This is a genomic window from Natronococcus pandeyae (assembly GCF_008122205.1).
Lineage (GTDB): Archaea > Halobacteriota > Halobacteria > Halobacteriales > Natrialbaceae > Natronococcus > Natronococcus pandeyae.
The window spans coordinates 22,627-33,964 of record NZ_PHNJ01000012.1 but is presented as its reverse complement, the minus strand read 5'-3'; the positions used below and the strand labels follow the sequence as shown (position 1 = coordinate 33,964).

The 11,338-nt window shown below is 67.1% G+C and carries 8 protein-coding genes; 4 read left to right on the top strand and 4 right to left on the bottom strand.

Features of this window, described 5'->3' with window-relative positions; genetic code table 11:
• Positions 1-355: 355 nt before the first annotated feature.
• Both purL and CV102_RS18610 read left to right on the top strand, forming a co-directional pair.
• A complete protein-coding gene (gene purL, locus CV102_RS18615) occupies positions 356-2,557 on the top strand; it encodes a phosphoribosylformylglycinamidine synthase subunit PurL (RefSeq protein WP_148859516.1) in 2,202 nt (733 codons plus the stop codon).
• Positions 2,558-2,696: 139 nt separating this feature from the next.
• Complete coding sequence (locus tag CV102_RS18610) at positions 2,697-3,296, top strand: response regulator transcription factor (RefSeq protein WP_148859514.1); 600 nt, start codon at positions 2,697-2,699, stop codon at positions 3,294-3,296.
• Positions 3,297-3,564: 268 nt separating this feature from the next.
• On the opposite strand, the gene CV102_RS18605 is transcribed toward CV102_RS18610, so the two are convergent.
• Both CV102_RS18605 and CV102_RS18600 read right to left on the bottom strand, forming a co-directional pair.
• The gene (locus CV102_RS18605; protein WP_148859512.1) at positions 3,565-5,433 is read right to left on the bottom strand and encodes a PAS domain-containing sensor histidine kinase; all 1,869 of its coding nucleotides are present in this window, start codon (positions 5,431-5,433) and stop codon (positions 3,565-3,567) included.
• Positions 5,434-5,565: 132 nt separating this feature from the next.
• On the bottom strand, positions 5,566-6,552 hold the full coding sequence (locus CV102_RS18600) for an ornithine cyclodeaminase family protein (protein ID WP_148859510.1): 987 nt from the start codon (positions 6,550-6,552) through the stop codon (positions 5,566-5,568).
• Positions 6,553-6,660: 108 nt separating this feature from the next.
• Between CV102_RS18600 and CV102_RS18595 the strand changes: the two genes are divergently transcribed.
• The gene (locus CV102_RS18595; protein WP_148859508.1) at positions 6,661-7,770 is read left to right on the top strand and encodes an NAD(P)/FAD-dependent oxidoreductase; all 1,110 of its coding nucleotides are present in this window, start codon (positions 6,661-6,663) and stop codon (positions 7,768-7,770) included.
• Positions 7,771-7,832: 62 nt separating this feature from the next.
• Positions 7,833-9,005 (top strand): NAD(P)/FAD-dependent oxidoreductase, encoded by a 1,173-nt coding sequence (locus CV102_RS18590; RefSeq protein WP_148859506.1) that lies wholly within the window; start codon positions 7,833-7,835, stop codon positions 9,003-9,005.
• Positions 9,006-9,009: 4 nt separating this feature from the next.
• Here the strand turns inward: CV102_RS18590 and CV102_RS18585 are convergent, their stop codons facing one another.
• Entirely contained in the window at positions 9,010-10,230 is a 1,221-nt protein-coding gene (locus tag CV102_RS18585) for a GNAT family N-acetyltransferase (RefSeq protein WP_148859504.1), read from the bottom strand.
• A gap of 75 nt (positions 10,231-10,305) precedes the next feature.
• Positions 10,306-11,304, bottom strand: coding sequence for an arsenic resistance protein (locus tag CV102_RS18580; protein WP_148859502.1), 999 nt, complete (start codon positions 11,302-11,304; stop codon positions 10,306-10,308).
• Positions 11,305-11,338 lie beyond the last annotated feature (34 nt).

The window sequence follows — 11,338 nt, the reverse complement described above, 5'->3', positions numbered from 1 at the left end:
CGTCACGGGGGTTCGCTGCTCGAGGCGTGGCGGTGGGCTCGAGGGGGCGATCTTCGTGGCGGTGGAGGGACGTGCGTCAGCGGCACATCGACGGGATTCTGCCCAGACTGGACTATTCACGATCGACACAAGTAACTTTCCAAAGGAAATTACTGTTGTATCCGCACGGCGGTCCGTGTCCCAATTCCTGAAACAACATGCGCAAGATGTGACACTTCGTTCGTCGTGGTCGATGAGATTACGGGCAGCCGCTCGGTTGGACCGTGGCGAGACGCGACTGCCGCCGATCGACCGATCGATCCACGAACGTGCATATGGAAACCCATTTATCGACCGACTTTCACCACCTAGGTGAATGAGTCTTGGCGATTCGGACCGCGAACTCGTCGTTTCAGAGCTGGGGCGAGAGCCGACACCGGCCGAGGCGGCGCTGTTCGAGAACCTCTGGAGCGAACACTGTGCGTACCGCTCCTCGAGACCGCTGCTGTCGGCGTTCGACAGCGAGGGCGAACAGGTCGTCGTCGGGCCGGGTGACGACGCAGCGGTCGTCGCGCTGCCCGGCGACGAAGACGGGGACAGTGACACCTACATCACGATGGGGATCGAGAGCCACAACCACCCCTCCTACGTAGACCCGTTCGACGGCGCCGCGACCGGCGTCGGCGGCATCGTCCGGGACACGCTCTCGATGGGCGCCTATCCCATTGCGCTCGCGGACTCGCTGTACTTCGGCGAGTTCGAACGCGAGCACTCGAAGTACCTCCTCGAGGGCGTCGTCGAGGGGATCAGCCACTACGGCAACTGTATCGGCGTGCCGACAGTCGCGGGCAGCGTCGACTTCCACTCCGCCTACGAGGGGAACCCACTGGTGAACGTCGCCTGTATCGGCCTCACGAACGAGGAACGACTCGTCACCGCCGAGGCACAGGAGCCCGGGAACAAGCTGGTGCTCGTCGGCAACGCGACCGGCCGCGACGGACTCGGCGGCGCGAGCTTCGCCAGCGAGGACCTCGCGGAGGACGCCGAGACCGAGGACCGTCCAGCGGTCCAGGTCGGCGACCCCTACGCCGAAAAGCTGCTCATCGAGGCCAACGAGGTGCTCGTCGACGAGCACCTGATCGAGTCGGCCCGCGACCTCGGCGCCGCCGGCCTCGGGGGCGCCTCGAGCGAACTCGTCGCCAAGGGCGGCCTCGGCGCGCAGATCGAACTCGAGCGCGTCCACCAGCGTGAGCCGAACATGTCGGCGCTGGAGATCCTGCTCGCGGAGTCCCAGGAGCGGATGTGTTACGAGGTCGAACCGGAGAACGTCGACCGTGTCAAGGAGGTCGCCGACCGGTTCGATCTGGGCTGTTCGGTCATCGGCGAGGTTACCGAGGAGAACTACACCTGCACCTTCCGAGACGAGGTCGTCGTCGACGTCGATGCCTATTTCCTCGGCGAGGGCGCGCCGATGAACGATCTCGAGACCGAGGAGCCGGCCGAACCCGACACCGACCTCCCCGACGTCGATCTCGAGGACGGGTTCGAGACGGTCGTCTCGAGTCCGAGCACGGCCTCGAAGCGGTGGGTGTACCGACAGTACGACCACGAGGTCGGCGTCCGGACCAGCGTGGGACCGGGCGACGACGCTGCAATTATCGCGATCAGAGAGGCAAGCGCGGAGCGTGGCTCCGCGGACGAGTCGAGCGGTGGTAACCGCGAGACCGGGCAAGGTCTTGCAATTTCGTCGGGCGCCGCGCCGAACTGGACGACTACCGCGCCCCGCGAGGGCGCACGAGCGATCGCCCTCGAGAACGCGACGAATATCGCGGCCAAGGGCGCGACGCCGCTGGCCGCCGTCGACTGCCTGAACGGTGGGAATCCCGAGAAAACGGACGTCTACGGCGGATTTACGGCAATTGTCGACGGGCTCGCCGAAATGTGCGAGACGCTCTCGACGCCGGTCGTCGGGGGGAACGTCTCGCTGTACAACGACTCCGTCGCCGGGCCGATCCCGCCGACCCCGACGCTCGCGATGGTCGGCACGAAAGACGGCTACGACGCACCGCCGCTGTCGGTCGAGTCGGAGGGCGATCTGCTGCTCGTCGGCGACCTCGGCCTCGAGTCGGGTGACTGCCGGCTGGGTGGCTCCGAGTATCTCGCGCAGTTCGAGGGGAGCGACCGGTTCCCGGCCCTCCCGGACGAGCCTGCTGCCGTCGTCGAGACCCTCGCTGACGTCGCCAACGACGAGTCGACGCTCGCGGTCCACGACGTCAGCCACGGCGGACTGGCGGTTTCACTCGCCGAGATGGTCACCGCGGACGCGGGTCTCGAGGTGTCGCTTCCCGGCGACGATCCGGCGGGCGCGCTGTTCCACGAACAGCCGGGTCGCGCGCTGATCCAGACCGAAGAGCCCGCGGCCGTCCGCGAGGCGTTCGACGGCGTCGCACCCGTCACCGATCTCGGTGGGGCGACGGCCGACGGAACGCTCGAGATCGGTATCGGTGACCGGACGATCACGACCGACGCGGCCGCCATCGACGACCGACGCGCGACGATCGAACGCGAACTCGAGTAGCGGCGAGACGAGGCTGTCGGCGAATCACGACGGGTGAGGAACCGCAAAAACCGCAAAATTCGACGGAGCGCCCGATATTTTAATATGCTATCGGTACGAGGGTTACGACGAACCGCCAGTTAAAGGAGTGTTTCGTTCGATGACTGCCGACACTACATCCGTACTGATCGTCGAAGACGAGCCCGAACTCGCCGAGCTATACGCGACCTGGCTCGAGGACCGATTTCGCGTCGAGACGGCACACGACGGGACCGAGGCAATCGAGGCCATCGACGAGACGTTCGACGTGGTCTTGCTCGACAGACGGATCCCGGGCCAGTCGGGTGTGGACGTTCTCGACGCGATCCGGGACCGCGGCCTGGAGTCGCGGGTGGCGATGGTGACGGCAGTCGAACCCGACTTCGATATCGTCGACATAGGGTTCGACGACTACCTCCTCAAGCCGGTCTCCAGGGACGAACTCCGGGACGGTATCGACCGGTTGCTGTTGCGACGCGCCTACGACGAGCAGTTACAGGAGTTCTTCACCCTCGCCTCGAAGAAGGCGATGCTGGTTAGCCGGAAGAGCGAGGCCGAACTGCAATCGAGCCAGGAGTACGCGGAACTCGAGGACCGGCTTGCGGTGCTTCGCGTCCAGGTCGACGAGACACGGACGGAACTGCTCGAGCAGACCAGTTATCGGCAGCTCTACCAGGATATCGAACGGATCCCCACGCGTCCGGACGAGGGTCCCAACTGAAACGGGTTACACACCGACTGCACTGTCCACGATTCTCGCTTGCGTCGCTCACGGGTCGCGTTCGCTCCCCGTTCGCGTTGCGCGGTTCTCACTCACTTCGGTCGCTCACGGGTCGCGTTCGCTCCCCGTTCGCGTTGCGCGGTTCTCACTCACTTCGTTCGTTCCGAACCGCGCTCGTTCCGAACCGCGCTCGCTCCGAACCGCGCTCCCGTCGGTCGATCAGGCGTCCACCGAGTTTCGGTGGCCAGTATGCGACCCCGCAGGATCGTTACTCTTCCTGGCGCTCGAGGGTCGTTACGTCCCGAATTTCGATCCGCGTTCGTTCGTGTTCGCCGTTTTCGATCGCAGGGGTCCAGTCGTGGGCCTGGGCGATCGCTCTGACGACCGCGAGTCCCAGCCCGTCGATGGCCGTCTCGTCGTCGACGGTCGGTCCGACCGCTCCCTCTCGTCCGTCGGTCGCGATCGCGGCCGCGTCGTCGAACACGCAGAAACCTCGCGACCGATCGTCACTCTCGAAACCGCACAACTCGATCCGGACCGTCACGTCGTCATCGCCAGCGCGGGCTGCAACGTTGTCGAACGCGGACTCGAGGAGGTGCCGAAACCGCTCGCTGTCCGCCCGGAGCGTCGCCTGCTCGTCGAAGACGACTGCATCCTCCTCGAGTTGCGACGACTCGAGGGCGGTCTCGATCGCGTCGGCGAGGTCGATCCGGGTCCGCGTCCCGACGTCCGACGCGTTGCGCGCGAACTCGCGGACGTCGTCGACGAGATGTTCGGTCCTGTCGAGGGTCGCCTCGACGGAGTCCGCAGCGAGCGGGAACTCCCAGTCCGTGTCGCCGTCGTCCTCGAGCGCGTCTGCGATCGTTTCGAGATGGTGGTTCAGATCAGTCGAGAGAACGTCGGCGATCGACTCGAGGCGTTTCGTCTGCTGCTCGAGTTGCTTGGTTCGGCGGCGAAGGACGCGCTCTCTGTCGGCCCGGTCGAGCGCGGCGCGGGTGTTCTCGACGAGCGTCGAGAGCAGATCGACGTCCGTCTCGTCGAACTGGTACGGTTCGAACGAACCGGTCATGAGCACGCCGTGGGTCCCGATGGGTGCGATGATCTCCGACTGGATCGGCGTGTCGGGATTGTACAGGTCGTCGACGTTCTCCAGGTCGTCGAAGCGTTCGACCTCGCCGGACTCGAACACGTCCCAGACGAGACCCTCGCCGGGGTTGAACCGTGGGAGGCCGCCGAACTCTTCGTAGGCACCCGCCGTTCCCGCAATCGGTTCGAGATAGCCGCGCTCCTCCTCGAGCAGCCAGACGCCGCTGATCGGCAGGTCCAGCAGGTCGCTGCCGGCGTGGACGGCGATAGCACAGATCTCCTCCGGATCGTCGGAGTCCAGAAGCCACCGGGTGACCTCGTGAAGCGAGGTGACGATACGCTCGTACTCGCGGCGATCGGTGATGTCGCGGACGACGGTCGCGACGGTGGCGGTCTCGTCCTGGATCGGAACGATCCGGAGTTCGCCGACCCGGTTGGTTCCGTCGCTGTCGGTGAACTGGATTTCGAGCCGACGCTGTTCGGCGTTGCCCGCGTCCACGTCCGTGATCCCTCGACCGATCGCTATGGCGTCCTCGTCGTCGATCCCGGCGAGTTCGGTGACGACCTCGACGTGTTCGCCGACCAGTTCGTCCCGGTCAGCATCGAGGTGCGCGGCCATGGCGCCGTTGACGGCGACGATCCGTCTGTTTCGGTCGAGCGTGACGACGCCGTCGTCGATGGCTTCGATAACCGCGGCGTGCTGGGCGGCCGTCGTCTCCTGGGTCTTTCGCTCGGTGATGTCGAGCAGATACACCGAGAGGCCGGTTTCCGAGGGATACGCCCGAACCTCGAACCAGCTCTCGAGGCGGCTGTGGTACACCTCGAACGTCACCGGGACCTGCTCGTCCATCGCCCGGTAAAACCCGTTGGGAAACTGCGTCTCGACCGCGCGAGGGAACTCGTCCCAGACGACCCGGCCGATCAGCTCCCTCGTCGAACTCTCGAGCAGCGTCGCCGCCTGTTCGTTGAGGTAGGTAAACCGGAAGTCGGTATCGAGCGCGAAGAAGGCGTCAGTGACGCGATCGACGTAGGCCGCCGCTCCAGCGGTCACGGCCGTTCACCCCGTTCGCGTCGCACCCGGTCCTCGCGACGAGCGCGGGGCTTCTCGACTCCGATTTCGATCATCGACACAGACGAATGTTTCACGGACGCGGTATTTGAGTGTCGTGGCCGGACGGGGAGTTCAGAGCGGGACGCTCGTTCCGACCCCTTCCTTCGCGGCCCGATCGTAGACGAGTTCGGCGGCCGCGGCGTCGAGCACCGCCGTCCCGACGCTGGCCATAACGATACTCTCGTCCGGCGACTCGCGGCCGAAACCGTCGGCGAGGACGCCGCCGAACGGCTGGATTTCGCGGTCGGGGTGTGTGCGAAGGTCGCCGGTTTCGGCCGCCTCCGTCGGTACGTCGGCGACGATCCTGTCCGCCCGGTCGACGGTTTCCTCGTCAAGTTCGCGCATCTCAGGCGTGTACGCGCCGACCGCGACGACGAGCGTTCCGTCCGCGAGCGCGTCGCCGGGGAAGACGGGTTCGGTACTCGTCGTCGCCGTGACGACGACTGACGCCCCAGAGACGGCTTTGCGCGGGCTCTCGACGGGCGTCGCCGGAACGCCGAGTTCGGACTCGAGTTCCTCGGCACAGGCGACACGGGAGTCGCTCGGCGAGTAGACTCGGATCGACTCGAGAGCTGCTCCGACGGCGGCGGCGATCGCTCGCGTTTGCCACCGGGCCTGCGTGCCGGCGCCGATCACTGCGAGGTCGATCGGGCCGTCGGCCGCCAGTTCGCGCGCGGCGAGACCGCCGATACAGCCGGTTCGGGCGCTGGTTACGCGGTTGCCCGCCAGGTAGCCCACGGGTTGGCCGGTTTCGGCGTCGGTGAGCGCGATCTGTGCGGTGACGGTCGGCAGCCCGCGCTCCGGGTTGTCCTCGCAGACGGCGACGAGTTTCGTGGCCGTATACTCCGCACCGTGGACGTAGGCCGGCATGCAGAGCCCCGTCCCGGTCGGCTCGGTCGGCGCGTCCGGATCGAGACCCGTCCCGAACGGGTAGTGTGGCCGCTCCGGTCGTTCGACCGCCCCTGCGTGTTGCTTCTCGAAGGCGTCGGCGACGACCGGGAGGAGTTCCTCGAGGTCGAGCACCGACGCGATATCCTCGTCGGAGAGTATCCGAACCATGTCGCGAGCATCGCCGGGGGATCACTTCAGTGTGTATCAGGGACACCGTCCGGAATCCACGGCAGAAATCGAGAATGGAAATTTGTCGCTCGCCGTAGTAGGGAGGGTATGCACATCGTCATCGTCGGCGGCGGTATCGTCGGGACGGCGATCGCGTCGCGGCTCGGGCCGACCGATCACGACGTGACCGTGCTCGAGCGCTCTCGGATCGGGACGGAGACGACCGCGGCCTCCGCCGGCCTCCTGATGCGGACCGCCGTCGATCCGGAACCGTTCGACCTGCGCTTTCGAAACCGTGCACACGAGGCCTACCGCCCGCTGTTCGAGAACGGCGACCTCGAGGCCGACCGCATCGGGGTCGTCTACGTCGCGGAGACGGCAGCCTTCGCCGATCGACTCCGGGAGTCGGCGACGACCCTTCGCGAGCACGGGACCGAGGCGTCGTTTCTCGAGCCGACCGAACTCGCCGAGTTCGGGATCGAACCCGCCGGTTTCGAGGGTGCGCTCTACACGCCGGAGGACCGCGTCTGCGACCCGACGGCGGTGGCGAACCGGTTCGCCGACCGAGCCCGTGAGGCGGGTGTCGATATCCGAACGTGCGTCGGCGTCACCGACGTAGAGACGAACTCGGGGGCCGTCTCGGCGGTCGACACCGACGAGGGGCGCCTCGAGGCCGACCGCGTCGTCAACGCGACCGGGCCGTGGGCGCCGGAACTGAACGAACGGGTCGGTGTCTCGCTGCCGCTCTGTCACACGCGGGGGCCGATGGTCGCGCTCGAGTGTCGCGACCCGCTCGAGTCTCCGACGACGATCTTCGAGTCGAAGCGGTACGTTCGTCCCGCCGGCGAAACGGCGGCCTGGATCGGTGCGTACCGGACGGACTACGTCGAGGGGCAGCGCTACGATCTGCGGGATCGCTCCCTGCCGGACGGCTTCGCGGAGTCGGCGACGGACCTCGAGGGCGCCGTCCCCGGACTCGAGGACGCGTCGGTCGTCGACGAGTGGGTCGGCTACCGGACCGTCACGCCCGACGGGAGACCGATCGTCGGCGAGACGACCGTCGACGGCTACCTCGTCGCGGTCGGCATGACGGGCCAGGGAGTCACGCTCGCGCCGGCCGTCGCCGACGTCGTTCGAGGAATGCTCGAGGACGAGGTCGATCCCGAGGTCCAGAGCCGACTCTCGCCGGACCGGTTCCGAGACGTTCGATCTGACTGACGCCGTGACAGTCGCTGCAGAGCGAACGAACGCTTATCCTTACACGTGCCAACGAAACCCACATGCGCACCGTCGTTATCGGTGGCGGGATCGTCGGACTCTCGAGCGCCTACGCACTGGCCCAGCGCGGAGTCGACGTGGTCGTCTGTGAAAAGGGATCGATCGGGAGCGGCAGCACGGAACGGGCCGCGGGCGGCATTCGGGCCCAGTTCTCGACGCCGACTAACGTCGACCTCTCCGTCGCGAGCATGGCGGTCTGGAACACGTTCGAGGAGCGGTTCGGAACCGACATCGACTACCGGAAGACGGGCTATCTCTTTCTCGCTCGCGCTCCGGAAACCGCGTCGGCGCTCGAGCAGGCGGTCGAGATGCAAAACGAGCGTGGCGTCCCGAGCGAAATACTCGACCCCGAGGTCGCCCGCGAGCACTGTCCCGGGATCGATCCGGAGAAATTCGTGGCGGCGACCTACTCGCCGACCGACGGCTTCGCCGACCCGCACCTCGCGCTGCAGGCGTACGCGCGAGCGGCGGCCGACGCGGGCGTCGACGTCCGGACGAAGACGCCGGTCACCGACGTCCTTCGAGACGGTGACGGAAGCGGGAGCCGCGGCGAGGGGCGCGTCACGGGCGTCGAAACGCCGGACGGCCGACTCGAGGCCGACTACGTCGTCAACGCCGCGGGGCCGTGGGCCCGCCGGGTGGCCGAACTTGCCGAGGTCTCGCTGCCGATCGCGCCGAAGCGACGCCAGATGGTCGTCGTCGATCCCGAGGAGCCGGTACCAGAAACCGACCCGCTGACGATCGACCTCGAGACGGGCACCTACTTCCGGCCCGAGCGGGACGGGGAGGCGCTGGTCGGGGGGCACCTCACAGATTCGGATCCGGACCGCGATCCGGACGGCTACGATCGTGGGATCGAGTTCGACTGGGCCGCAGACGTCCTCGAGACGGCCTCCGAGTGGGCGACCTACTTCGGCCCGGAGTCGCGGATCAAGCGCGGCTGGGCGGGGCTGTACGCCGTCACGCCGGACGACAACGCGATCCTCGAGGAGACGGTTCCCGGTCTCGTTACGGCTGCCGGCTTCTCCGGCCACGGCTTCCAGCACGCGCCGGCGACCGGCCGAATCGTCGCCGAACTGATCGTCGACGGCGAGGCGTCGCTGGTCGATATCGAGGCGCTCTCGAGCGATCGGTTCGAGACCGGGGTCGAACGAGTCGAGCAGAACGTGGTGTGATCGCTCAGAAGTACTCGCCGAAGTAGACGTCCGTCTCCGGGAACAGGGACTCGAGCGCAGCCAGGACTTCGGAATTCCTCGCCTCGAGTCGACCCGTTCGCTCGAGATCGGCAGCCGACCGGGTACCGACGACGAGCTGCGAGAGCGCACCGATCTCGAGGGTTGCGTCCGAATCGACGTCCGAATCGTCCAGTCGGTCGCACGCGAGCCGTCCGTTCGCGGCCTCGAGTTCGAACACGCCGTCGTTCCAGTCCGCCAGCGGGTCCTCGACCGCGAGTGTAAGTTCGGTGCTCACGTCGGGTAGCGACAGCGCCGGGAGCGTCTCAGCGACGTCGACGACGCGGACCATCGGCCCATCGGTGATCGTCGTCTCGATCTCGTCGGGATCCCTCGCGAGGTCCCGGATCGGGACGGTCTCGGAGACGCGGAGTTCGATCCGCCCGACCTGCGAGTCGTGGTCGGCACAGAACGCGAGCAGCGCCAGCAAGGCCTCGGGATCCGCCGCGGTCAGCTCCGAGACGCGCATCGTCCGGCCGTCGTCCTCGTCCTCGATCCGGTAGACGAGGTAGCCGGCCACCTCCCCGCTGCGCTCGTAGGCGTAGACGAACGGGTCGATATCGTGACCCCCGAAGACGCGGTGGCGCCACCACGCCTCGTCCCGCTCGAGCGCGAGCCCCTCGGTAGCGGCGTCGTAGGCGTGCTCGAGGACCTCGTAGTCGTCGGCCTCGAGCGAGCGGAACGAGCCGTCGGCGTCGGCGCCCCTCGCGAACGACAGGACCGACGGCTCGCAGGCGTGGGTCACGATCCGGTTCGCGGTGTCCCAGCCGTACTGCCGATAGAAGCGGTACTCGAACGGCCACAGAATCGAGAACCGATCGCCGCGGTCGCGGTACTCGGCGAGCGAGCCCGTCAGCAACTGGCGAACGTAGCCGCTCCGTCGGTACTCCGGCGGCGTCGCGACCGACGCCAGGCCGGCGGTCGGATGGACGTCGCCGCGGACGCGGGCCTCGAGCCAGTAGTGTCGGCAGACGGTTCGTGGGCGCTCGTCGCCGGCGGCATCGGCGTCGGTATCGGCGTAGATCGCCCGGCGAGCACCGCGCGTGGCCCGCGGATTTTCGTGCTCGTCGGGGTCGTACGGAGGGAGCCCCTCCTCGGGCCTGAACGCGTAGCTGCGGTACTCGTGAAAGGCCTCACGTTCGTCCGGAATAGGACGGTAGTCGACCATACGAACGACCGGGAGAGCGATCGGGAAAACCGTTGCTGATGGTGGCATGGGTTTGTCGCGGTCGTCGCCGAGTCGTTACGACCCTCGAGACTGGAGCACGCCGCGCTCGAGCGGCCACCACTCCCGACGCCGAATCGACAGGTGAACCTGCGAGATGACGCTCAGCAGCGGGAGTTCGAGCAGCGGGCCGATCACCAGGGCCAGCGGAATCAGCGGCTCGTGGGGGAAGGCGACGACCGCGATGGCGAGCGCCGTCGGCGAGTTTCGCGAGAGGATCGTGTTATTGAAACAGACCAGTTCGTCGTAGGACAGCGAGAGGAGTCGCCCGAGGGCGAAGCCGAGTCCGAGGTTGATCGCGTAGAACGCCACGACGGGGACCGCGATCAGGGCGAGGAGTTCCGGCCGCTCGAGGACGAGTTCGCCCTGCGAGGCGAACATCGCGCCGATCGCGAGCGAGAGGAAGACGATCTGGATCGGGCTCAGCTTGGGCAGGAACGTCTCCCTGAACCAGGCGCGGCCGCGCCAGCGAGTCACTCCTTGACGGGCGAGGCCGGCGAGGACGAGCGGGAGAACGAGGACGACCACGACGCTCTCGAGGAGCACTCCGAACGGCAGTTCGACGAGCGTCCCCGCGAGCAAGTAGAGGTAGACCGGGAGCAACACCAGTTGGAGGACGAGGTTGTACGGCAGCAGCGATGTCGCCAGCGGGACGTCGCCGTCGGCGAGGTCGGTGAAGATCAGGTACCAGTCCGTACAGGGCGTGACCATCAGCATGATCAGCCCGACCCAGAGCGCCGGGTGGTCGCGGAGAAAGACGGCGCCCAGGCCGACGGCCAGCAGCGGGCTCCAGAGGAAGTTCACCAGCAGACTCGATCCGACGACGCGCCGGTTCCCGAACGCGGCCCGGAGTCGCGACAGCGGGATGCCGGCGAACGCGGCGAACAGCATCACCATCAGGAACGGCAGGATGAGTCGCTCCGCAAGCGAGGGGACGCCGGCGACCTGTCCGGCTGCGAGTCCCCCGACGATGGCGACGGCGACGAACACCGTCTGGTACCGTTCGACGAAATCCATTCGCTCGGTGGTCGGTTCCGGAGACGTAACAACG

What these genes read in the sequence shown, in the direction of transcription:
- CV102_RS18580 (WP_148859502.1), bottom strand. Translation starts at nt 11,304, where the DNA reads ATGGATTTCGTCGAACGGTACCAGACGGTGTTCGTCGCCGTCGCCATC.
- CV102_RS18595 (WP_148859508.1), top strand. Translation starts at nt 6,661, where the DNA reads ATGCACATCGTCATCGTCGGCGGCGGTATCGTCGGGACGGCGATCGCG.
- CV102_RS18610 (WP_148859514.1), top strand. Translation starts at nt 2,697, where the DNA reads ATGACTGCCGACACTACATCCGTACTGATCGTCGAAGACGAGCCCGAA.
- CV102_RS18590 (WP_148859506.1), top strand. Translation starts at nt 7,833, where the DNA reads ATGCGCACCGTCGTTATCGGTGGCGGGATCGTCGGACTCTCGAGCGCC.
- CV102_RS18600 (WP_148859510.1), bottom strand. Translation starts at nt 6,552, where the DNA reads ATGGTTCGGATACTCTCCGACGAGGATATCGCGTCGGTGCTCGACCTC.
- CV102_RS18585 (WP_148859504.1), bottom strand. Translation starts at nt 10,230, where the DNA reads ATGGTCGACTACCGTCCTATTCCGGACGAACGTGAGGCCTTTCACGAG.
- purL (WP_148859516.1), top strand. Translation starts at nt 356, where the DNA reads ATGAGTCTTGGCGATTCGGACCGCGAACTCGTCGTTTCAGAGCTGGGG.